Consider the following 24,422-nt stretch of genomic DNA (forward strand, 5'->3'; position numbering starts at 1 on the left):
CCTTCCACTGTCTTACTTAAGAGTTGTGCCCTTATTGGGGTTTGTAATGGAAAAAATGTTAATAAATGCAACTCAATCGGAGGAAATTAGAGTTGCTTTAGTTAAAGACAATCACTTATATGATTTAGATATTGACTGTCCTTCTGAGGTTAAGAAGAAAGGAAATATTTATAAAGCTGTTGTTACTCGCCGCGAGCCTAGTCTTGATGCGGTATTCGTCGAATATGGCGCTAAAAGGCAGGGTTTTTTACCTCTTAAGGAAATTGCGCCTGAATATTTAAGTAAAGATCCACAAAATTTTGGTGATGATAAGCCGCCAATTACGGCTCTGATCCGCGAAGGTCAAGAGTTATTAATTCAAGTAGACAAAGAAGAACGGGGCAATAAGGGTGCCGCCTTAACCACCTTTATCACGCTAGCAGGTTGCTATTTAGTCTTAATGCCTAACAATCCTAACTCCGGTGGCATATCACGAAGAATTGAAGGCGATGAACGCGATGAATTACGTGAAACATTAAATGCTCTTCAATTACCTGAAGGCATGGGCCTTATTATTCGTACTGCAGGTGTTGGTAAAGGGCAGGATGAATTACAAGCAGATTTAGATATGTTATGCAATCAATGGCAAGCTATTCGTCACGCCTATCAAAACCAGATAGCTCCTTGCCTTATTCATCAAGAAGGCGATGTTATTATTCGCTCTATTCGTGATAATCTTCGTAAATCTGTTTCTGAAATTATTATCGACGACCAAATTTCTTACGTAAAAGCTAAACAATATATTGAACAAGTTAAGCCCGATTTTCTGCCTAATGTTAAGTTATATAATAATCCTGTTCCTTTATTTAATTGTTATCAAATCGAGAGCCAGATTGAAACGGCTTATCAGCGTGAAGTACTTTTACCTTCTGGTGGCTCATTAGTAATTGATAGGACGGAAGCGCTAGTATCGATTGACATTAACTCTGCAAAAGCTACGGGCGGCACTGATATCGAAGCCACAGCTTTAAATACTAATCTTGAAGCAGCTGATGAAATTGCTCGTCAATTACGTCTACGAGATTTAGGCGGGCTAATCGTTATTGATTTTATAGACATGGGTTCTGGTAAAAATCAACGAGATGTAGAAAATCGGCTTAAAGAAGCCCTGAAAGCTGATAGGGCCCGTATTCAAATAGGTCGGATTTCTCGCTTTGGCTTATTAGAAATGTCTCGCCAACGCTTACGTTTGTCATTAGGAGAAGCGGCTCAAGAGATCTGCCCAAGGTGTGAAGGTCGTGGTACGGTACGTAATATACAATCACACAGCCTTTCTATTATTCGTTTAATTGAAGAAGAAGCTTTAAAAGATAAAACAGCAGAGGTTCACGTCCAACTGCCGGTTGAAATGGCAACCTTCATCATGAATGAGAAACGTGATTTCATCTTAAATATTGAGAAAAGACATAAAGTTTGTATATTAATTGTTGCCAATCCTTATATGCAACGACCACAATACAGTATTACCCGCCTAAAAGAAGATAATGTCGGTAAGAATAAGAAACCTAGTTATACTCTAATTCAACAGCCTGAGCTAGAGATGGCCCGTGCTAATACTGATTCTGTTAAATTAGATGAACCGGCTGTAAAAACTTTTACACCCTCTTCAACTACTAAAACACCTACAGCAGGCTTTATTAAACGTTTATGGAGTAGTCTCTTTGGCCATACTGAAGAAACTAATAAAGTACCCACTGAAAATAGGGTTAATCAACAGCGCGCGAAGCCGAAACATCATAAAACTCATGAAAAACGTAACCAGAATTCAAAACGTCGTCGCCCTAATAATAGTGGCCATCATAGCAATATAAATCAACAGCAACGCCATTCTGGCGGACAAGGCGGACAAAGAAAAAAGGTTAACTCTAACCAAAACCAACAGCAACAAAATAACAACAATCGAGTTATTCCTATTAAGCCAGATTTAATTAAAAAAAAAGAAGCAATGGTGAATAAGGAATCAGAAAACTAACAACTAACTGCTTAATTCCTCCTTAAATTTAAATAGGGTTTAAGGAGGATAAATATAAGATTAGATCGGGCTATATCCATTTCTTGATGATAAACATTCACGCCCTTGTCAAGGAGCTTAGTTTTAGTAACTGTTCAGGGGTAAACAAATTTTTCTGCTTAGAAACCTATTTATTTAAATTGTCTTCCGCCTGCACGGGAGGCAAGGCTGCGTAAATAAGAGTTGTCTTTTTCTATGTAGAACCAATGTCATTTCCGTGCAAACGGGAACCTATAGAGAATTTAGCTCAATACTAATCAATGAATCGATTCCTCCTACGCGGGGATGACAGGGGATAATAATTCGCAGGAAAGATTGTTTTCGTGCAAGATGCGCCAAATATAGCCCTTCGGTAGAGCTAAGTACTCCCCCTAATCTTTTAAGCCTGTCGCTATAGGAGTTACACCAATATTAGGATTTACCCCGCAATCATCTAAGATTTTTAACAGGTTATTGCCGCGACGGGTTAACTGTCTGATACAGTAAATTTCTAAATAGCTTTTGAGAATATAATAATACTCAGGTAAGGTAAGGATAGTTAAGATTTTTTCCGCTCTTCCCATATGATGGGCATTATCATAATCACAGGCTTGAAATAAAACGGTGCCAAGCATAGCCGCTATACTGGCCTGTCTTAGTCGATTAGCTTGATAAAAACGTTGTACCGCTTCATCAAGCGCGCGATCTTTGTCCCACTCTACCCAACTATCGTATACCATAAGGGCTGTTTCAACAGCAAGTTCATGACCATGTACTAAAGATTGTAAAGCATAGGTAACGGGAATGACCGCTTGCACATTTGCCCATGAACAGTTACCACTAATTTGCGAACTAATAGGGATTTGGGCCGTTGGAACTAAGCCTAACTGTTGATTAATTGTTTCATGAAAGTAACGACGTGGTTGCTTTTTATATAAAAATTCTTGTAAAAAATTAATATTGAATGCTGCAGGCCGACTAATTTTATAAATGTTAACACTTCCCTCTTTAAGGCTATTTTCCCCTCTATCAATTTTGGCCCACCAATCACCATACTTTACAAAACACATGGCATGACCGCGACTTGCAGCCGGTAAGATAAGAAGAGGTGATTTAATTAGTTGTTCTAAATGGCTACCTTGTTGATCCATATTAAAATGATGCTGTAATTTAAGTAATTCCCCTGCTATCTCAAAAGCATCCATCGTATACTGAATATAGAGAAAGTGTTCCCGTAAGTGCCTAGTTGAATAACTACTAAGAAAACGTCGCAAGGAATCTTTAATCATTGCAACAGTAAATTCTAAAATAAATCCCTCAAAATCTAATTCAATGAATTCTCCTTCAGCCGTAACAATATCGATATCACCCTGTAATTCATAACGATGGCCTATTAACTTGGCATTAATAAAATCTAAGGCAAAATCCAGCTTAGCACCATATTGATAAAGCAAGTGCTTTAAAGCATCTTGTCCTCTTAAAATTGGATAGACTAATACCGCCATACCTGAGCTTGTATAAGCATTGGGATTAGCTCCGTGTTCCAGTAAAAGCTTAGCAAGCTCTAAATCATTATTATCAACAGCCCAGTGTAGTGGCGTTCTGCCCGTAACATCAGGCTTATTGACTTCTACACCGCGCATTAATAACTCTTTAGCAATAGGAGTTTGCCTAGTTATTGCACATTCAATTAAGGGCGTAAAACCATATTCATCGATATCATCAAGCGTCTCACCTTCTCTTATGTAAAGATCGAAATCAGGCATGCGACATAAGATTATATCATTAGCAATGGTCATTTAAGGCTAACCTCTATTTAAACTCAGGTTTAGGCGCTGTAGAGAACTTCGGCATATTGCCTAAACGAAGTTGTTTTTCCATTTCTTGCTCGCGCCGTTCATTATCAAATTCCCGACGAGCTGCTGTATTGAGAGGCGGTTCTGGGTTTAAGTTAGGGTCAACGCCATCAAAGCGCTGCGCGTCCAACCATGGGTGCTGCTTAATTGAGTTTTGTAATTCACCTTCTGGTGCCGGTTTATCTTCCTCTGAATTATGCTCTCTGGCATGAACCTTCGCTAAATAGCGATGGCCATCTTGCTCAAGTAAACGTCTTTTCCGCGCCATATCTGGCGTATCATCCCTAAGAATAGATTTTCTCTTACCCGTTTGTCCGTCAGAAAAACGGCCAGGTACCTCAAGCCGTCCAGCATCAGGTACCCTTATACGCTTAAAATTTTGTTTACGTTCAGCCATTGATACTTCTCTAACAAGCGCAGAAACCTTAGCTTTGCCCAAAGCTAACCCTTTAGAAAGCTTATTTAATATTCCAGCTTGATTAACTCCTGATTTATTTTTGATCTTATTGTTTTTCTTTGAATTAATCAATTTCCTCTTGTTAGGCTTCAAACCCAAGGAAGAATCAATTTTTTCATCTATTTCTTTCATACTCACATTATACTTTATAAATACTCAAATTGCAGAATTTCTGCAATTTGTACAGCATTTGTTGCCGCACCTTTGCGTATATTGTCAGCGACTATCCACATATTAAGGCCACAAGGGAAAGAAATATCTTCTCGAATGCGACCAACAAAAACCTCATCATGCCCAATAGCATGGGTAATGACTGTTGGATATTCTAAATTAGCTAGATCATCTACCACTTTAATCCCTGGCGCATTACGCAAAATATTACGCGCATCACTGGCACTTAAGGGCGCTTTTAATTCTAAATTTACAGCCTCTGAATGCCCATATAATACAGGAACCCTAACCGTAGTTGGGTTTATTCTAATTGTATCATCTTCCATGATTTTCTTGGTTTCCCATACCATTTTCATTTCTTCTTTGCTATAGCCATTTTCTAAGAATTCATCGATATGGGGGAGTGCATTAAAAGCAATTTGCTGAGGATATACAGATGCTTTAACTGGGCGACCATTAAGTAATTCACCCACTTGTGATATTAGTTCAGAAATAGCTTTTTTTCCAGTTCCAGAGACAGATTGATAAGTAGCTACATTAATTCGACTAATGCCCACAGCATCATGAATGGGTTTTAAGGCAACGACCATCTGAATAGTTGAACAGTTAGGATTAGCAATAATACCTCGCTGATAGTAATCGGCAATTCGATGCGCGTTGACTTCTGGAACTATTAAAGGGATATCCTCGTCATAACGGAAACAAGATGTATTATCAATAACAATACAACCAGCATCGACTGCAATGGGCGCATAGACTTTAGATACCGAAGCACCCGCTGAAAATAAGGCGATATCTACTTGGCTAAAATCAAACGTTGCTAAATTTAAAACGTCAAATTCATTACCTTTAAAAGTGACTGTTTTCTCAATCGAACGCTCACTAGCTAAGGGATATAAATTATTGATTGGAAAATTTCGCTCTTCCAAAACAGTTAATATACATTCTCCTACCGCACCTGTCGCGCCAACTACTGCAACATCTAGTAATTTTGTCATATTAGCCTCGAGTTTAGATAAGACTTCTTTGGAAAAAAATCTATTTTATTTAACTGCTTAATAAATATAATAACCCTCATTATTATTTTACACTTTATTTACGTGTTTGAATGTTCATAACCTGCGCTTTATGCTGTAGATAATGGTCCATTAATACTAAAGCCATCATTGCTTCAGCAATGGGAACAGCACGGATACCGACACAGGGGTCATGGCGGCCCTTCGTTACCACCGTTACTTCTTCCCCATGCTTATTTATTGTTCTACCGGGTTTTACGATGCTTGAAGTAGGCTTTAAAGCAATACTAACCTCTAATGATTGACCAGTGGAGATACCCCCTAAAATACCACCTGCATGATTGCTTAGAAAACCCTCTTTACTCATTTCATCACGATGCTCACTCCCTAATTGTGTTACTGAAGTAAATCCTGTACCTATTTCTACACCTTTTACGGCATTAATAGACATCATGGCATGAGCAAGTGTTGCATCAAGTTTATCAAAAACGGGATCACCTAATCCGGCCGGCACCCCTTCGGCATAAATATTAACACGTGCGCCAACAGAATCACCTTGTCGGCGTAATTGATCAATATAATCTGCTAAATCTTGGATTTGGTGGTTATTAGGACAAAAGAAAGGATTCTTAGTTATCTCTTGGGCATCCTTAAACTCTAAGCAAAGTGGGCCCATTTGTTTTAAATAACCCGTGATTGTTACCCCAAGCGTTTCTTGTAGGTAAAGCCTAGCAATAGCGCCTGCGGCAACACGTGCAACTGTTTCTCTAGCAGATGAACGGCCACCGCCACGATAATCACGATGTTTATATTTAGCATGATAAGTAAAGTCTGCATGACCCGGACGAAATAGGTTTTTAATTTCGTCATAATCTTTAGAACGTTGATCAGTATTATGGATAATAAGTGCAATTGGCGCACCCGTGGTTAAACCTTCAAAAGTGCCGGATAATATTTCAACTCTATCTTCTTCACGACGTTGCGTTGTATATTTGGATTGCCCTGGCTTACGCTTGTCTAAAAAAGGCTGGATAGTCTCTTCAGATAAAGCAAACCCCGGTGGGCAGCCATCTATAATACATCCTAATGCTTTGCCATGGCTTTCCCCAAAGGTGGTTACCGTAAATAATTTGCCAAATATGTTTCCGCTCATAGTTTATCTATCCGATTTAAAATAATCTTTTAATTGCTGGGCAGTTAACAAAAATATGCCCTGGCCACCTCGTTCAAAATCTAGCCAAGTAAATGATAAATCTGGATAAGCACTAATTAATTCATCTTCGCTATTACCAACTTCAACAATTAAAACACCGTCTTTAGTTAGATAATTATGTGCTTTAGCTAAAATTTCATGCACAATCGCTAACCCATTTTGCTCTGTACGTAAAGCCATATCAGGTTCATGCAAATACTCTCGTGGCAGTGTAAGCATTTCTGCATCCCCTACATAAGGCGGATTAGAGACAATAATGTCATAACGCTTCTCTCCCAAATTCTGCCAGCAATCAGACTTTATTAAATTTACAACATCTTCTAATTGATGACGCTGACAATTAATCCTTGCTACTTCTAATGCCTCATGCGATAAATCTGTGGCATCAACAAGGGCGTCTGGAAAAGCATAACTACACGCAATAGCAATACAGCCACTTCCGGTGCACAAATCTAGGATTCGCTCTACCCGATTAGGATCGATCCAAGGAGAAAACTGTCGTTCAATTAATTCAGCAATAGGTGAGCGAGGAATTAATACCCTTTCATCTACATAAAAAGGTAGTCCACAAAAAAATGCTTGCTTCGTGAGATATGGAACAGGAATTCTATCTTTTATTCGCTTTTCTAATTGATTAGCTAAAAATTGTTTTTCGCTTGGCGTTAAACGTGTTTGTAATAAAAAATTATCAATATCGAAAGGGAGTGATAAGCTTCCTAAAATTAAAGAGCGAATATCATCCCAGGCATTATCAGTTCCATGTCCATAATAAAGTTCATAATTATGAGCTTGTGTTAGGCCAAACCTTAAAAAATCTGCGATGGTGTCTAATTGCATTACTTCATTAAAAATTGTGGACATCTTTTCTCTGGTTCCTTGTATGAACATATTTACCTCAAATTGTAAGATATTTATAATTTTTATCACAGGTTTTTTATATTGAACTTACGAAAAAAACCACGATCGAGGCAAAAATTATTTTTCAACAAAGAGGTTGGCTTTTTTCGTAAGTCCTGTTGCAATTATTTAACTATCTTTCAAGAAGAAAATTTTAAATACGATATAATCTTTATAGTTTAATTTTTTACAAATTTGCTCATGTCTAAAAAAATATCAGATGAAGATAAAGCTTTGTTTCGTGAAGCTGTAAAAACAGCAAAGCCTCTAAAAAAGAGCAATGTAATTGAGCCTTACTCTCCGACTAAAATTAATAAACCACTTAACTCGCAAGTCAAACTACAAAAAGCCACTAAGAGCATTAAACCTGAAAAAACACCTATTTACTTATCTAATTATTACATTCAAGAAGTTCAGGCACAAACACTTCTATCTTTTTGTCGAGACAACCTACCTGCTAAACGTTTACGTGAATTAAAATTAGGGAAAATACCCAGGCAGGCTAAATTAGATTTACATGGTTTTAAATCTGAGCTTGCCCAACAAATTTTAATTGACTTTATTCAGCAAGCAATTACCTTAGAGCATCGTTGCCTACTTATCATTCATGGTAAAGGTAGCCCACATGGAGAACTACCTGTGCTTAAAAATTTAGTTAATCATTGGTTAAAACAGATTCCTGCAGTTATTGCATTCCATAGTGCTCTTCCCCAGGATGGGGGAACTGGTGCTTTATATGTTTTATTAAAGAAGAATCGAGTGCGCTAACGCAGCTGGCTTTTTCTAGATCATTAGATACTATAAAGCGCAATAGGTTGATTAATTAAGCAACACTCTAAAATTTTTTCCAAGCTACGGAGATTTAAATTACGTAGCTCATACCTATCAGAAAACTCTCTACCCTGCGCAAGGAATTTGAATAGTATAATAATGTCTTTTCGCGGGAGAGGGTTGGGGAGGAAAATTTCACGAATAATTATAGATAATATGTTTTGGAGCGCTTACAAAGTTACTTGCACCATAGTATAAAGCTTAGTGGATAATATAAAATATATCTTACTCGTGTGATATCTGTAAGTCTATTGCTAGCCTTAAAGTACTATCTGTTAATGCACCCAAGATAACCTCGATGACTGGAGCTGTTTGTTGTAGTACATCATTATTCCAAAAACGCAGTACTTTAAATCCATGCGTATTTAACCAAGCAGTTCGAGCCATATCGTAACTTTGGTTATTAAGATGCTGACCACCATCAAGTTCAATAACTAAGCCGGCCTGTTGCAAAAGGTAGCGCCTAATTAACTGGAAATGAGATATGAAAAAAATTAATCGTTTAATATTGATAGCAATCGCTGCCATATAAGCTTGTATTTGCACGTTATGAATACTACGGAAACGTGCTTTTGCAAGACAATTGTATTTTACGTCTTCTATAAGGCACCGATTTGAAGGTATTGAAAATAAATAACTAATAAGTAACATACGAAAACACAGCTCCGGTGATATAGATGGCCTACCATTATTGGGGCTATAACAAGGTTCAGTTAAGTCATTAACAAAGGAAAAATCAACACACTGTTTAACTTTCTTTAATAAATGAGTGGGTGCAATCAAGCTGCCTATTATTGAGTTATTCGAATGAATTCATTCCTAAATACACCTTGCATGAATTATTACAACTGAGTCAAAAGCCGTCGATTAGATCATGTTAGGCTTGTTGTGTAAAGTTTCTTCACTTTTTGCAACAGCCCGGGTCGTTTTGTAATACCAACGAATATCTGAATGACTCCGCTGTAAAATTAACATCTTCTTAAATCTAATAGATCTTAAAGATCATAGGGAATACAGAATTTTTTCGCAACACTGTCACCGCTATTTAGCCAACGATAAATCCTAACTATTTAAAACAACTCGATTTTAACTTTTTACCGTCTTCATGTATCTTTATTAAAACGGCATAATGGTAGTAGGTTTTAGAATTTTTCTGCTTAAAAATTAAAAATTTAGAAAATAATTTAATTATATGGATATAACGATTAATGATAAGAGAGCCGCGTTATTCAATCTTAGAAATATTAGATTACTCAACTATTTTTTCAATTTTGCTCCTGGCATTATTTACTAGCTCATTATCACTAGTCGTCCCAATTGCAGCACAAACGTTAGTAAATTTAATTGCTTTTGGAAAGTTGTTACGGCCTGTCATTACCTTAAGTTTAATTGTTTTAATTTTAATGGCGAGTTTAGGCGCATTAAGTATATGGCAGGTTATTGTAACTGAGATTATTCAGCAAAAAATGATGGTCAAAGTAAGTCTAGATCTCACCAAACAGTTTACCCATCTTTCCATCGATAATTTCTCTTCACATTATGGTCCTGAACTTGTAAATCGCTACTTCGAGATATCAACGGTTAAAAAATCATTGGCCAGCTTATTGCTATATGGAATTACTTTAGGTCTACAATTATTTTTTGGCCTTATTTTACTACTTTTCTATCATCCCGCTTTTTTATTTTTTGATCTCTTTATTGTAATTAGTATTCTGCTTATCGTGTTTATACCTTACAAGACGGCTTTAAAAACTGCTAAAGAAGAGTGTACGCAAAAACATAATATTGGCGCTTGGCTTGAAGAAATACTCATGAATCGTTATTTATTTAAGTTTGATCAATACCATCGATATGCAATTACTCAAACAGATAAGAGACTTGTTGAATTTTTACAAGCAAGGAAAAGTCATTTTAAGCAGTTAATCAAACATCAAGTTGGCTTTTATAGCTTATCGGCAATTGCTAGTAGTCTTCTTCTAGGACTGGGCGGTTATTTAGTTATCAAAAATCAACTGAGTCTTGGTCAATTAGTTGCCTCTGAAATTGTCTTAGGTATCTTTATTTATGCTTTTAAGCGTTTTGGTGCATTAATAGAAAATTATTACGATCTAATGGCTTCAGCAGATAAGTTAAATATGGTGCTTAATTTACCCACCGAGCAATCCGAAACTCACCTTGACTCTATGGTTCACCCACTCAACAACATTGAACTCATTTTCCCTTCTTATAATAAAAAAGGGACAGTTGCTTATAAGAAACCTTTATGTATTATAAGTAAAAATTTTAGTAAGGATGTTGTAGAACAGTTATTGGGGTTTAAAGAACTGATTCTTTTTTCTCTAAAGATTAATGATATCCCAATTAAGCAAGCTGGACTTATTATTCTGCGTCGTTATAGTTTGCTAATTAGTGAACCACAATGGTTTTCTGGAAGTATTTATGACAATTTAGTTTTGAATCATCGTCATATTGCTAATGAGTTCATAGTTGAAAAATTAAAGCAGTTAGAACTTGCTGATAAAATCATGAATCTACCCCAAGGTTTGCATACAATTGTCCATGAATGGCAATCTATTTTTAACGACTATGACCTCACTAAATTCTTAGTTTTAAGAGGCCTTATTGCTAAGCCTCAACTACTTATTATTGATAGGGCACTCGATAATTTAGATTTTGATGAGCTTAATTTAATAATATCGCTATTAATAAATTTAGAAGAAACTTTAGTAATTATAACGACACAAAGAACAGACTTAAACCAATTAACTAATCAACTGGTTATTACATGAAACTCTATGCCCATACCATGATTAGAAAGTTACCTAATCCGCATAAAATTATGTGGATTACGTTAGCTGTTTTAATTCCTATTTTAATCTTTTTAATTTTTATACCCTGGCAACAATTTGCATTGGGTAGTGGGCGAGTTATTGCATTTTCGCCCACTGAAAGACAACATACGGTTAATTCACCTATTACAGGCCGTATCAAGAAGTGGTACGTTGATGAAGGAATGCGTGTAAAGCCAGGTGATTCAATTGTCGATATTAGTGATAATGATCCATTGCTTTTATCGAGATTAGAAACAGAAAAAAAAGCGATTATGCTTCGTATAAAAGCGGCTGAACAAGCCATTACTGCTGGGAAGAATAATGTTGTAAGGCAAAAGAACTTGTATGAGCAAGGCATTACATCAAAGCGTCAGTATGAGCTTGCGCAGGTTGAATATGCAAAATATCAAAATGAGCTTGCTCAAGCAAATATCGACAAAGTAAATGTTGAAACTCGTATTGCTAGACAGAAAACGCAGCAAATTAAAGCACATGTTGCTGGGATTGTTTTTAAACGTTTAACCGGGCAAGAAAGTGTCGTTGTTAACGCGGGTGAAGTGTTAGCAGAGATTATTCCGGAAACAAAATCACGTGCGGTTGAGCTATGGATTGATGGTAATGATATTCCTTTCGTTCGTTTAAATCAAAAAGCACAACTTCAGTTTGAAGGATGGCCTGCCATTCAATTTCGTGGTTGGCCAGAAATTGCCGTAGGAACATTTAGCGGAACTGTATCGTTCATAGATCCAACTGACAATGGTCAAGGTTTATTTAGAGTTGTTATTGTTCCAAAAGAGAAGTGGCCTGAAGGACGGTTTTTAAGACAAGGTGTCCGTGTTCATGGTTGGATTCAATTAGGACGTGTACCTTTATGGTATGAGCTTTGGCGTCAATATAATGGCTTCCCTCCTGAGAGTAATTACGAGAAGCCTACATCATGATCATCAATATTACTTATTTAAAAAGGATAACTTGTGTAATTTTCTCATCACTCATTTCAATTACATGTTTAGCACAAGAGCGAATTAAACCCCTAGATGTCAATACATTGCTTACATCAGTTAATCGTTTTTACCCTCAAATTATCATAGCCCGATTAGAAGTTGCTAAAGCACAAGGCAATTTTGTTAATGCGCTAGGAAAATTTGATCCAGCATTGAAAATTTACTCACGCTCACAACCGTTTGGTGGTTATGTCAATGGTTACGTAGATAATGAACTTGTTGTACCTACCTTGGTAAATGGAATTAAATTATTTGGTGGCTATCGTTTGGGGCGAGGAGATTGGCCCATTTATTACCAAAATTATCTCACCAATTCTGGTGGTGAATATCGAGTCGGATTTTCATTGGCTTTACTAAAAGGGCATCAAATTGATAAGGAAAGAACCCTGTTATTAACGCAAGGTGAGCGTATTGTGATGAATACTCAAGATGTTGCTGCAAAAAAAATTGAAATTTATCGTGATGCTATACAGGCTTATTGGCAATGGGTGGAAGCAGGACTGCAATTAAAAGCATTAAATAACTTGTTATCGCTTGCTAAAGAAAGACAAAAAGCCATTGTAAAACAGGCTAATCAAGGCGATTTACCTCGGTTATCGATTGCTGAAAATAGACAGCTTATATTGCAACGAGAGCAGCTAGCAAATCAAAGTCGAATGCTATTTCAGCAGGCTGCTATTAACCTTTCCATTTACTACCGTGATAAACATGGGCAGCCCAAGGTACCTCATGAAGGTCAATTAATAAAAGCCGTTTTATCGCCTGTAAAAAAGGTAACTCAATCAACTGCGTCTATTAAAGCGCAACTCCGTTGTCACCCTGCACTTAATAAACTTAGAAGTTATTATCGTATTATTAAATTTAAACAAAATTTAGCCAAAAATGATCTTTTGCCTGAACTGGATGCTACATTCTATACTTCAAAACAATATGGTAGTGGCGGTTATCCTAGGCTTATTCCGCAAGCAGGATATGTTGGTCTACAATTTTGGTTCCCTCTTTATCAGCGTGAAGCAAAAGGACGGTTGATTAGTACCACTAGTGAATTAAAACAGATTGCTGCAGAAAAAAAATTTATTTATGAACAATTAAATAGTCAGTTACAAAATTTTTTTATAGCGACTAAAATTTATTACCAACAAGTTCGTTTACTTTACAAGGAGTTAGAATTAGCTAAACAAGTTCAATCTGGCGAGATTAAAAAATTTTATGCTGGTGACAGTACGCTTTTTTTAATTAATCAACGTGAACAAGCGACAGCACAAATAGAATTAAATTTAATCGCAGCGCAAGTGAATTTACAAAAAACAAAAGACTTCATACAATTTTTTTCATCGACTAAATATAAAAAAGGTGGTGTTGTTACCATCTTTTAAATGAATTATAAAACCATGTATTAAGATTGTATTGCAATAAGAAAACCTAGCCTATGTAATATGAACGCAAATTCTATTTTACCTTGGCACTAAATTATAACAATAACTATACTGCTGCATAAGCGACTTCTTTTTTTTTAAAGAAGCTCATGATTTTATCAGCCGCGTTGCAAATACTATCAAGCATAAGAAAAGGACAATTTAATAGGAAGATGGTTGGCAAGCAAAATGAAGTTTCATTTATCAATCAGTTATTTCACATTTACAGCTGAAAACTATTCGGAATTTATGTTTATGCGACTTTTATAGTTTTTGCAACAGCACCAGTTAATACCTAATTTAGGTAAAGTCAATTTTAGTTCGAGAGCTTAAATCTGGTTCATACGAAGTTAACAGGGTGCGATAATAATCATCAAACTGCTTAATAAACTGTTTGCTATCCTCTGGCATATAGGCTAGTTCTTTAATAATCGAAATTTTACCCGAATCCAATAATTCAATACAGTCATCTTTTAAAGATTGAAATTCTTTAGCTTCATCTTTAGAATCCGCATGGATTATCATTGCGTCAAAACCGTTAATTACAAGGTTAGCAATTTCTTTAATATGTTTTTGAATTTGGTTAGTAAAAATTTGTTCTGACCATGGGTCAAAATAGTATATTTTCTTATCTTGCCCAGTAACTTTTAAAAAAACGTGCTCAAAACAATCATCAAGGGTGACCACATCAATTCTTTTCCATAATTTACTTTGCTGGAATAAATAATAAAGTGCTCAGCCAACATGTTCTTGACAATTACCTGCAAATGAAAATTTTGCATTAGCTCCTTCTGTTACATATTGTAAAATATTTTTTTGCTTACAAACTCTTAATTTAAAAAAATTTGCTTCGTAACTGTTTTTATTTTTCTCGTAATTAACTATAAATCTAGTATGATCAACTGCCGTTGATGACCACAAAAAAGTACGTTCAAGATCCGATTCTTTATTCGCTGAACCTATCACAAGGTCAGACTTAATTTTCTTAAGAATATCATTTAATAGCTTTTCTAAAGGTGGCACTTGTATAGATCTCCAAGTAAAGTACTTATTTATAATATAGTTATAGTAATATCCATTATAATTCTCAAGAAACGACCCGGCCTGTTGCAAAAGGTAGCGTATAATTAAATGGAAATGAGATATGAAAAAAACTATCATTGTCTTGCAAAAGCACGTTTCCATGGTATTCATAACGTGCAAATACAAGCTTATATGGCAGCGATTGCTATCAATATTAAACGGTTAGGGTTTTTATTTTTTATTAATGTCCTAATCTTGCTTAAATGTAAACTACCTTTTGCAACAGGCCGAAGCGTTTTTCGAGACAAACAAAATCAACTATATATACTCCTAGAGGAACTTGTCGTTTGAATTTAAAGCTAAGTCGGTTTGCTCTAAGATAATACCAAAGACGTTTTTATGAATCATTGCTTTGCCTTCGTAATGTTTTTGCGTGTTGTCTTAATATAGCTTGGTGCAATTCCCTCTCTCCAACCCTCTCCCGCGAAACCAATCATCATACTACTCAAGTTCCTTGCGCGGGAAAGGGGGCTTTCTGCTCGATAAACTCAATAAATATGAGCTACCTTATATAAGGCTACGGAGCCTAGAAAAAATGTTAGGGATGTTACCTAGTTAAATTTATCATCCATTTTATTATTGCGCTTTAATCAACTCATTTTGTCTTATTAACATATTGAATTTTTATTTAAAAGTCCTCGTATAGATTGAATTTTAAATCATAAAAGTTTACCATCTGGTCAAATTTTTGAATCTATTTAGTATGAGCAAACTACCTATTATTATTGGCATTTCTGGTCCTTCGGCTTCTGGTAAAAGTCTTTTGGCCAACACTATTGTAAATGAGCTCGGTTCAGATCAAGTAGTTGTTATCTCTGAAGATGCTTATTATAAAGATAATAGTCACTTGCCCTTAGCAGAGCGCGAAAAAATTAATTATGATCACCCAAATGCTTTTGATCACGCTTTATTGTGTGAACATCTTAAGCGATTGCAAAAGGGTGAACCTATAGAGATACCTATTTATTCTCACTCTAAACATATCCGCTTACAGGAAACTCGGCGCATAGGCCGACATGCTATTATTGTTTTAGAAGGGATTTTACTATTTACCGATAAAGATCTACGAGAAACGATGGATATTCGTATTTTTATGTCTACCCCTCTAGATATTTGTTTAACTCGTCGATTAAAACGGGATGTAGTTGAGAGGCAGCGTTCTTTTGAATCCGTTGTTCATCAATATGAAACGACTGTTCGACCTATGTATCTTCAATTTATCGAACCTTCAAGCCGTTATGCTGATATCATTGTTCCTCGGGGAGGCGAAAATCGTATCGCTATTGATATGATTCAAGCAAAAATGCGTGAGTTACTTGCAGCACATCAGACTGATTAAATTTAAATATAAATGTTATTCTAAAACACTTGCGTAGGAGCGATAAGCTCAATAAAAGACATAAAAGCCTTTAGCTAAAATTGCGACTTATAGCAATTTTTAGAAAAGAACTTTAATAAATACTAAGGAGATTATTCTATGGGTTTTTTAAGTGGAAAGAGAGCACTTATTATTGGCTTAGCCAGTAACCGCTCTATTGCTTACGGTATTGCTAAAGCGTTTCATGCACAAGGTGCTGAACTTGCTTTTACTTATCAAAATGAAAAGCTAAAATCACGCGTTGAAAATATGGCGGCAGAATTTAATTCAAGCTTAACCTTTCCCTGTGATGTTGCCCATGATCATGAAATTGCTGATTTAATGGAACAGTTAAAAAGCCAATGGTCACAGTTAGATATTCTAATTCATTCGGTTGCTTTTGCCCCAGCCGATCAAATTAGTGGTGATTTTATTGAATGCGTAAACCGCGAAGGTTTTCACATTGCACATGATATTAGCGCTTATAGCTTAGTTGCCTTAGCTAAAGCAGCTTTTCCTTTAATGCAAGATACCAATGGCTCAATATTAACGTTAAGTTACTATGGCGCTGAAAAAGCTGTACCCAATTATAACGTAATGGGAATAGCTAAAGCGAGTCTAGAAGCCTCAGTACGTTATTTGGCTGCAAGCTTAGGACCGCGAGGTCTTCGCGTAAATGCTATTTCAGCAGGTCCCATTAAAACCCTAGCGGCTGCAGGAATTAAGGATTTTCGTAAAATGCAAAGTGCATATGCAGAAACAACGCCTTTAAAGCGTAATGTTACAGCGGATGAAGTTGGTAATACTGCCGCCTTCTTATGTTCTGATTTAGCTTCAGGCATTACGGCAGAAGTTATCCATGTTGATGCAGGTTATCATGCTGTTGCCATGTCTAATTTGGAGTAAGTAATTGTTATACAAAAAATGAAAGTTTAGTCACGACTTATATAGCAAATTCTCTGAAGAATAGTCTAGATTTAGGTAACTGTTTAAAAATACGCAAATTTTCTGCGAGGCCTACTTATTTAAATTGTCTTTCCCGCGCAGGCGGGAATCCATCTAAAAATTAACCTATATGCCAACCTTATTGATGGATTCCCGCCTGCGCGGGAATGACATTGGTTTTAGATAGAAAAGACAATCCATTATTTACGTAACAATGCCTCGAGGGAAAGACGATGACTTCATATTCCTTAATAACACACCTCGTTACAGATTTAGTGTGCTAGAAGCTTAAGCAATTTATTCGAACTTAAAAATGGGCCTTAAACCTAAGGCCCAAATATTAAAAATTAAAACCATACTCGTGTAATGAAGGATAGGTAATATTATCTTCTGTAGGAGGCGCGGTAGGTTTAGCGTTTAGAGATGGATTAAGATCCACGTATTGATTAGGCACAAAAGTAGGTGGTGGCGTTGTTTGTTCTTGGGTAAAGAATCTTTCTGACTGCTTTGTAGGGTTAGCTGCATAAACAGGCGCCTTATCTTGCTGCCAATTACTGTAAAAGTTATTTAAGGGAGCATATAAATTAGGTTTACGGAAATTAAATTCCATATTTTCTACTTTTATAGAACCCAACTCCCCGCGCTTAATCTTACGTATAGAATCAAGGCATTCCTGCTTTTCTCCACCTTTAGTCGTAAACAGGCGATTCAGTAATGAAGGCACACCCTTTTCACCTATTTCTTTGCGTAAAGCAACAATGGCTATTTTAACAGTATAAATATCGTATCCCTTCTTAATTAAATTAGCCTCTTCTTTTTCAGATAAAGCATAGCGATCAGGATCTCTAGCATCTAAGGCATCTTTATTTTGATGTTGAATCGCTTTATTTTGAATCCAATTCGTTAAACCACAAGAGATAGCTGCACTAATAATCGTTATACAAACGATTCCTGTAATAGCAAGGCCAACCGGATTACTAATTCCTGCTGCTATACCTAACATGATAATCGGCATAGAAGCAATAAAGGTTCCAAAAAGTGCACCAGCAGCAGCACCACCAACAATAGAAGCTAACGAAATGGCAGCTTTTAATTGACCTTCATTAAAAATAAAACGTTCTACACTATCTAAACATTCTTTTAAGAGATAATACAAGGCTATTAACGAAGCAGCTACAGCAAAAGTCATCAGTGCTAGTACTATTAAATAACATATTAATTCACCATTGTTTTTTTCTTCCTTATGGCGATGATGATTTCTACGGCTGTAATGAGCATGTGGACGATTAAAAGAATTTATGAATGAGTCCAACAATAACCAATCAAGTAAGCTATTATGAGCACAGTAATGTCGTCTTGTATTGTCAATAACAACTACTGGTGGTTTTGATACATTAAAATTACGCCAAAACTGCTGTTGTTGTGTTCCATTTGGATACTGTTGTTGGAAGCTAGGTGTACTATTGATAAAAGCATAATAAACAGCCCAAACACGCTGCTTTTCAGTTTCTGGTAAACCATACAAAGAACTAGTGGGATCATTTAAAGAGTAGAATAATTTAGCAGAAATAGATTCATGAATTTGCTGAGCTGCATAGCCTTTTTTTAGGTAGAAATCGTAATCTTCATACATTCCTAAATAGACTTGACCTAATTGGTTTTCAGTAAATCTTTTTGTCATTCTTTGCTCCTTTGCTTTATTTCAGTCAATAAGCAATAAAATTTGAGCACCCTTTATACCAGCGCATTATTCACACGTCAACGTAAGTAAGAACAATGCGCTGATAAATTTATATAATTGATTAATTTTTGAAATATTTAAATAAAAATTTACTATTAAAGGTTACTTGGAAAGAGTAAAGGTAAATAGCTCAATTTGGATATCGCCGATAAACATTGATATCCAAAATTCAAGATAGAAAAGCTGTTAAACTTAACAGGTAATCATGGTATGACTAGTGATTTTTTTCAATTTTAGCTCGTTTTACTAGATTATTAATATATAAATCGTATTCCATTAGACCATAACTAGCTTCAATTTGCTGAGCTAAACTTGAGCGCTGTTCTTTATCAAGCGAGTTATATTGGCCGTCATTAATTTTCTTTAATCTAACAATAACATAATCGCCATTAATTAAACGTCGGCCCTCTTTACTATCAGGCTTAGGAAGACTAAAAGCTAAATCATTAATCATAGTATCTGCTTTATCAGTATCACGGGTTGCTTGAGCAACTTCATGCCACACAAATTGCTTAGTATCAAGCGGTTGTGGGCTAGTGTTGTTGTTCTTATTTTCGACTAATAAACTAGAACCTAACTCTTGCGCTTTTTTCTCTGCTCTCTTTAAAGCAAGTTTATTGATAATAGCTTCTTTTACTTCCGCAAGTGGTTTTTTTGTAGCTGGAATATGCTTATCTACACGTAATACAACTACGCTATCATTATCTAATTGGATTGGCTCACTATTATTACCTAGAACTAAAACATCATGGCTAAAAGCAGCATTAATAATATTTTTATTTTTGGTTAACTCAGTTTGCCCCCCTTCACGAGAAAAAGGCATTGTTTTCTCTATAGGTAATTTAAGCTCTTCAGCGACTGATGTTAAAGACTCTGGCGTTTGATAGCTTAAATCAGTCAATTGTTCCATCAGCTGCGCAAATTTTGTTTGTGCCATTTCAGTTTTAAGCTGCTCAGCAATCTCATTACTAACACTTGCTAGCGGTTTAAGTTTAGCTGGTTTATAAGCGACTAATTTAAAGATTTCATAGCCATGCGAAGTTTTAAAAGGCTCAGATATTTGACCTGGCTGAGTTAAATTAGATAACGCTTTATCAAACTCAGTCTTCCCTGCAACTATCCAAGGTAATTCACCATTATTCATTGCAGATAACTTATCAGACGACATTGTCTTAACCCACTGTGAAAACTGAGTGGGATTATTTTGTAATGCTTGATAAGCATCTTGTGCTTTTTGCTTAACTTCTGTTTGGGTTTCCTCATCAGCATCCTTAGGAAAGGCAAAAAGAATATGAGCTACTCGCCACTGGGCTGGATTTAAGAAATTATTTTTATTCTCATTGTAGTAACGTGTAATATCTTCTTCGCTTACTGCAATGCTCTCACGCAATTTTTGAGCTGATAGACGTATATAATCAACCGTCACTTTTTCAGGTGCTATAAATTGTTGTGGATGCTTGTCATAGTAACTAGCAATTTGCTCGTCGGTGATATCCTTTTTATCAATAAATGATGAAGCAGGAATTTGGAGATAATCATAATCTCTCGTTTGCATATACAATTTAACAAATCGCTTAATTTCTGCAGGAATGGCAAAAGCACTACCTATGAACGCAAAGCGCTGTTGATTTAATAGCATGCCTTGTCTAACTTCTTTTTGAAAAGACGCAGGTGTAAACATAGCACCATTTAAAGCAAGTTGATAACGTTCAGCAGAGAAACGGCCATCTTGTTGAAATTGAGGGATACTTACAATGGCAGCATCTGCTTGAGCCAAGCTTACATCAAAGCCGTTTGTTTTTGCTGCTTGTAAACTAACCTCGTTGGTAACCATGTTATCTAAAACTTGTTTTTTTAGAGCCGCTTCGCTAGCTGCAGTTATTTGAGCAGGATCACGTTGCTGACGTGCTCTACGGTAATTAATTTCAAAAGCTTGTTTACTGATAGGCTCACCATTTACAGTCACCTCTGCATCAGAAACATGGCGCGACTGCATATAATAATCGAGTCCAAAAAGAGTGAAGGTTACTGCTATCAGAATAATAACTACCCAAGCTATAACACCTTGTATGCGTTCATTTAGCTTCTGCAACATATTCTAGAATTCCATAATTGATACAAACATTAGGTGTCTGCCTTTGTGCTCACCTTTAATTATTGAAATAATTCATTAAATAATCTATATCATTACCTTTAAGCTTTATACTGCGTTGCAAGTTCAGGCGGCTTCAGCCATGTATTATTTATACATTCCTTCGCCTTAATCACTTGCGCCTTGTCTAAAAATTAGTGGTTAACGCTATATTATTTTGATGAATTCCTTTTCTACCTTATTAGTACTTGTAATTGAGTTAAAATACAATGTTAAAACTCAAAAAATAATAAATTATTAAGAAAATTAAAGTAAGCGTAGCAGGTAAAAAAAACGCGCCCTTGGGCGCGTTTATTTGGCGGAGTGGACGGGGCTCGAACCCGCGACCCCCGGCGTGACAGGCCGGTATTCTAACCAACTGAACTACCACTCCAATTCTTGGTGGGTGCTGTAGGGATCGAACCTACGACCCTCGCCTTGTAAGGGCGATGCTCTCCCAGCTGAGCTAAGCACCCGGTAAATCACGCTTCCTGTACAGCTTCTTTGAGAGATTTACCAGCTTTAAACCTGGCTACTCGAGATGCTTTAATCTTAATCTTTTCACCCGTTTGTGGGTTTCTACCTTCTCTTTCGGAACGATTACCAGTTGAGAAAGAGCCAAATCCTGGTAAAACAACTTGGTCACCGCTCTTTAGAGCATCAGTAACAGTTTCCATAAACATTTCAAGAACTCGACTTGTATCAGCTTTTGTTAAGCCTGTACCGCTTGCAATTGCATCTACCAATTCACTCTTATTCATCGTTTCCCCTATCCAGTTATTCATCCTTTTCTTGAAGGATTGATTTAATCAAAATCGACACCTTCAGTCAAGCAGTCACATCCTTGGAACTCCACTGTTATGCTAGTCATATCAGTGGCAACGGTGTGAAATATACCCCGTATTAATGAGCCTGTAAATCATTATTTTCACTTTTTTCGCGAGTTTTTACTTCATCTGTGCTATTTTCATCCAAACCACCCTCTCTTTGGAAAGGATTCGCGCTCAAAGCGATTTCTAGGACCTGATCAATCGTTTTTACGGGATGTACTTTCAGTTTGCGAAGAACATTATCCGGAATCTCATCAAGGTCTTTTTTATTCTCTTCCGGGATAATGACATGCTTGATACCACCACGGTGCGCAGCTAATAATTTTTCCTTTAACCCACCAATGGGTAATACCTGTCCACGCAACGTAATTTCTCCTGTCATCGCTACATCAGCGCGCACTGGGATTTGTGTCAAGACAGAGACTAAAGCAGTACACATACCTATACCAGCACTAGGGCCATCTTTTGGTGTAGCACCTTCTGGTACATGGATATGAAAATCTTTTTTATCATAAAAATCATCGGTAATATGCAAGGAATTTGAACGACTACGCACAACGGTCATCGCTGCCTGAATAGATTCTTGCATGACCTCGCCTAATTGACCGGTATGAGTCACTTTACCCTTACCTGTCATCATAGAGGCTTCAATGATTAATAATTCCCCACCAACACTGGTCCATGCTAAGCCAGTTACCTGCCCAACTTGATCAAATTGCTCAGCAAGACCGTAGCGGAATTTTTTAATACCAAGATATTTTTCTATATTGTTTCGATTAACAACTACTTTTTTTGTGCGTTTATTGGTTAAAATTTCCTTAACTACTTTCCGACAGATACTGGCAACTTCACGTTCAAGGTTACGAACCCCTGCTTCCCGCGTATAATGACGAATAATTTCGTGAATTGCCCCTTCGCTAATCGTAATTTCATCACTCTTTAACCCGTTTAACATGATTTGTTTCGGTACTAGGTAAGTGACAGCAATATTTACTTTTTCATCCTCGGTATAACCTGGCAGTCGAATGACTTCCATTCTATCTAATAGCGGTGCCGGGATTTCTAAAGAATTAGCAGTCGCAATAAACATGACATCACTTAGGTCGTAATCTACCTCTAAATAATGATCACTAAATGTATGGTTTTGTTCCGGGTCTAGAACTTCTAATAAAGCAGAAGCTGGATCCCCTCTGAAATCCATGGCCATTTTATCGACTTCGTCAAGCATAATTAAGGGATTTTTTACCCCAGCTTTACAGAGCTTTTGAATAATCTTACCTGGCATAGAGCCAATATAAGTACGGCGATGGCCCCGTATTTCAGCTTCATCACGTACGCCTCCAAGCGCAATACGAATAAACGTTCTACCCGTGGCATTGGCAATAGATTGACCTAAAGATGTTTTACCCACACCTGGCGGACCAACTAGACATAAAATAGGCCCCTTAATACGTTTAACCCGCTGCTGGACAGCTAAATATTCAGTAATCCTCTCTTTAACTTTCTCAAGGCCATAATGTTCTTTATCAAGCAATTTCTCAGCTTTTTCTAAGTCAAATTGAATTTTATTTTTTTTACGCCAAGGAACGCATAACATCCAGTCCAGATAATTACGGATAACGGTGGCTTCCGCTGACATAGGCGACATCATTTTTAATTTTTGCAATTCTGATAATGCTTTTTCTTTGGCTTCTTTAGGCATGCCCGCTTTGTTAATAGCGTTTTCCATCTGCTCAACTTCATTACCTTCTTCACCACCAAGTTCGCCTAATTCTTTTTGAATGGCTTTCATTTGCTCATTAAGGTAATACTCCCGTTGGCTTTTTTCCATCTGCCTTTTAACACGACCACGTACGCGTTTTTCAACATGCAATAAATCAATTTCGCCTTCTAAAGCCGCCATTAAACGCTCAAGGCGCGAGCCTACGTCGGTAATTTCTAAAACTTCTTGTTTATCTTCTACTTTTAAGCTTAAGTGCGCAGCAATGTTATCCGCTAATCGTCCTGGCTCTTCAATACTTGCAAGTGATCCTAATACTTCAGGCGGTATTTTTTTATTTAATTTAATATACTGCTCAAACTGAGACATTAGAGAACGCATTATTATTTCAATTTCTTGCTGCGTTAATGCGGTATTAACATCTTCAACAGGCTCTAAATAAGCTTCTAGATAGCCTTTTTCTTGCGAATATTGCGTCGCATAGGCTCTTCTTTCACCCTCTACTAATACTTTAACAGTCCCATCTGGCAGTTTTAATAATTGCAAGACACTGGAAACAGTTCCAATGGTATAAACGTCATTAGCTGACGGATCATCATTTGATGACTTGCGCTGTGCAACTAAAAAGATTTGCTTATTTTCCACCATGGAGGCCTCTAAGGCCTTAATAGATTTTTCACGGCCAACAAAAAGAGGGATAACCATATGTGGGTAAACAACAACATCTCTTAAAGGTAAAACCGGTAAAGGTGATTGTACACCTTCATTCGTTATTAATTCATTTTTGTTAGACATAATAAGTCCTTAATCACATAAGATAATCCCACTAGGCATAGTTAGCTTCGGGGTGATCTATTTTAAATAGCACTATTCACTAAGCTTAACACTATATTAC

General features: G+C 36.6%; 19 protein-coding genes, 2 tRNA genes and 1 pseudogene. 7 read left to right on the forward strand and 15 right to left on the reverse strand.

The window, feature by feature from the left end:
- The first annotated feature begins 46 nt into the window (after positions 1–46).
- Complete coding sequence (locus E1P04_RS07600) at positions 47–2,011, forward strand: Rne/Rng family ribonuclease (RefSeq protein WP_165482703.1); 1,965 nt, start codon at positions 47–49, stop codon at positions 2,009–2,011.
- A gap of 410 nt (positions 2,012–2,421) precedes the next feature.
- Here E1P04_RS07600 and ankH read toward each other — a convergent pair whose 3' ends face one another.
- The 5 genes from ankH to prmB form a co-directional block, all read right to left on the reverse strand.
- A complete protein-coding gene (gene ankH / locus E1P04_RS07605; protein WP_131782324.1) occupies positions 2,422–3,828 on the reverse strand; it encodes a Dot/Icm T4SS effector AnkH/LegA3 in 1,407 nt (468 codons plus the stop codon).
- Between the two features lie 13 nt (positions 3,829–3,841).
- Positions 3,842–4,474: a hypothetical protein gene (locus E1P04_RS18025; protein ID WP_242604408.1), complete on the reverse strand. Its 633-nt coding sequence runs from the start codon at positions 4,472–4,474 to the stop codon at positions 3,842–3,844.
- Between the two features lie 14 nt (positions 4,475–4,488).
- Positions 4,489–5,511 (reverse strand): aspartate-semialdehyde dehydrogenase, encoded by a 1,023-nt coding sequence (locus tag E1P04_RS07615; protein WP_131782325.1) that lies wholly within the window; start codon positions 5,509–5,511, stop codon positions 4,489–4,491.
- A gap of 94 nt (positions 5,512–5,605) precedes the next feature.
- The gene (aroC, locus tag E1P04_RS07620) at positions 5,606–6,682 is read right to left on the reverse strand and encodes a chorismate synthase (protein ID WP_131782326.1); all 1,077 of its coding nucleotides are present in this window, start codon (positions 6,680–6,682) and stop codon (positions 5,606–5,608) included.
- 3 nt (positions 6,683–6,685) lie between these two features.
- The gene (gene prmB, locus E1P04_RS07625) at positions 6,686–7,603 is read right to left on the reverse strand and encodes a 50S ribosomal protein L3 N(5)-glutamine methyltransferase (RefSeq protein ID WP_131782327.1); all 918 of its coding nucleotides are present in this window, start codon (positions 7,601–7,603) and stop codon (positions 6,686–6,688) included.
- A 237-nt stretch (positions 7,604–7,840) separates the two neighbouring features.
- Between prmB and E1P04_RS07630 the strand changes: the two genes are divergently transcribed.
- The gene (locus tag E1P04_RS07630) at positions 7,841–8,407 is read left to right on the forward strand and encodes a Smr/MutS family protein (protein WP_131782328.1); all 567 of its coding nucleotides are present in this window, start codon (positions 7,841–7,843) and stop codon (positions 8,405–8,407) included.
- A gap of 288 nt (positions 8,408–8,695) precedes the next feature.
- Here E1P04_RS07630 and E1P04_RS07635 read toward each other — a convergent pair whose 3' ends face one another.
- Entirely contained in the window at positions 8,696–9,253 is a 558-nt protein-coding gene (locus tag E1P04_RS07635) for a DUF559 domain-containing protein (protein WP_131782329.1), read from the reverse strand.
- Between the two features lie 425 nt (positions 9,254–9,678).
- On the opposite strand from E1P04_RS07635, the gene E1P04_RS07640 reads away from it, so the two are divergent.
- The 3 genes from E1P04_RS07640 to E1P04_RS07650 are packed head-to-tail and all read left to right on the forward strand — an operon-like array spanning position 9,679 to position 13,681.
- Positions 9,679–11,259, forward strand: coding sequence for an ABC transporter transmembrane domain-containing protein (locus tag E1P04_RS07640; RefSeq protein ID WP_131782330.1), 1,581 nt, complete (start codon positions 9,679–9,681; stop codon positions 11,257–11,259).
- Complete coding sequence (locus E1P04_RS07645; RefSeq protein WP_131782331.1) at positions 11,256–12,242, forward strand: HlyD family secretion protein; 987 nt, start codon at positions 11,256–11,258, stop codon at positions 12,240–12,242. The genes E1P04_RS07640 and E1P04_RS07645 overlap by 4 nt, the downstream gene beginning before the upstream one ends.
- Complete coding sequence (locus E1P04_RS07650) at positions 12,239–13,681, forward strand: TolC family protein (protein ID WP_131782332.1); 1,443 nt, start codon at positions 12,239–12,241, stop codon at positions 13,679–13,681. The genes E1P04_RS07645 and E1P04_RS07650 overlap by 4 nt, the downstream gene beginning before the upstream one ends.
- Before the next feature lie 339 nt (positions 13,682–14,020).
- On the opposite strand, the gene E1P04_RS07655 is transcribed toward E1P04_RS07650, so the two are convergent.
- From E1P04_RS07655 to E1P04_RS18030, 3 genes and pseudogenes are all read right to left on the reverse strand, one after another.
- Positions 14,021–14,407 (reverse strand): hypothetical protein, encoded by a 387-nt coding sequence (locus tag E1P04_RS07655; protein WP_131782333.1) that lies wholly within the window; start codon positions 14,405–14,407, stop codon positions 14,021–14,023.
- Between the two features lie 48 nt (positions 14,408–14,455).
- Positions 14,456–14,743: a hypothetical protein gene (locus tag E1P04_RS07660; RefSeq protein ID WP_131782334.1), complete on the reverse strand. Its 288-nt coding sequence runs from the start codon at positions 14,741–14,743 to the stop codon at positions 14,456–14,458.
- Between the two features lie 259 nt (positions 14,744–15,002).
- Positions 15,003–15,092: pseudogene (locus E1P04_RS18030) on the reverse strand (DUF559 domain-containing protein); the annotation flags it as partial.
- 414 nt (positions 15,093–15,506) lie between these two features.
- Between E1P04_RS18030 and udk the strand changes: the two are divergent.
- Both udk and E1P04_RS07675 read left to right on the forward strand, forming a co-directional pair.
- On the forward strand, positions 15,507–16,142 hold the full coding sequence (udk, locus tag E1P04_RS07670) for a uridine kinase (protein WP_131782335.1): 636 nt from the start codon (positions 15,507–15,509) through the stop codon (positions 16,140–16,142).
- 138 nt (positions 16,143–16,280) lie between these two features.
- Positions 16,281–17,066: an enoyl-ACP reductase FabI gene (locus E1P04_RS07675; RefSeq protein WP_131782336.1), complete on the forward strand. Its 786-nt coding sequence runs from the start codon at positions 16,281–16,283 to the stop codon at positions 17,064–17,066.
- 379 nt (positions 17,067–17,445) lie between these two features.
- On the opposite strand, the gene E1P04_RS07680 is transcribed toward E1P04_RS07675, so the two are convergent.
- The 6 genes from E1P04_RS07680 to lon all read right to left on the reverse strand — a co-directional run bounded on the left by E1P04_RS07680 (position 17,446) and on the right by lon (position 24,322).
- Entirely contained in the window at positions 17,446–18,786 is a 1,341-nt protein-coding gene (locus tag E1P04_RS07680; RefSeq protein WP_131782337.1) for a hypothetical protein, read from the reverse strand.
- A gap of 274 nt (positions 18,787–19,060) precedes the next feature.
- The gene (locus E1P04_RS07685) at positions 19,061–20,941 is read right to left on the reverse strand and encodes a SurA N-terminal domain-containing protein (protein ID WP_131782338.1); all 1,881 of its coding nucleotides are present in this window, start codon (positions 20,939–20,941) and stop codon (positions 19,061–19,063) included.
- A 353-nt stretch (positions 20,942–21,294) separates the two neighbouring features.
- A tRNA-Asp gene (locus E1P04_RS07690) sits at positions 21,295–21,371 on the reverse strand.
- A 6-nt stretch (positions 21,372–21,377) separates the two neighbouring features.
- Positions 21,378–21,453, reverse strand: a tRNA-Val gene (locus E1P04_RS07695).
- Positions 21,454–21,459: 6 nt separating this feature from the next.
- Positions 21,460–21,738 (reverse strand): HU family DNA-binding protein, encoded by a 279-nt coding sequence (locus E1P04_RS07700; RefSeq protein ID WP_115332572.1) that lies wholly within the window; start codon positions 21,736–21,738, stop codon positions 21,460–21,462.
- Positions 21,739–21,880: 142 nt separating this feature from the next.
- Positions 21,881–24,322 (reverse strand): endopeptidase La, encoded by a 2,442-nt coding sequence (gene lon / locus E1P04_RS07705; protein WP_131782339.1) that lies wholly within the window; start codon positions 24,320–24,322, stop codon positions 21,881–21,883.
- Positions 24,323–24,422 lie beyond the last annotated feature (100 nt).

The organism is Legionella gresilensis (assembly GCF_900639865.1).
GTDB lineage: Bacteria > Pseudomonadota > Gammaproteobacteria > Legionellales > Legionellaceae > Legionella_C > Legionella_C gresilensis.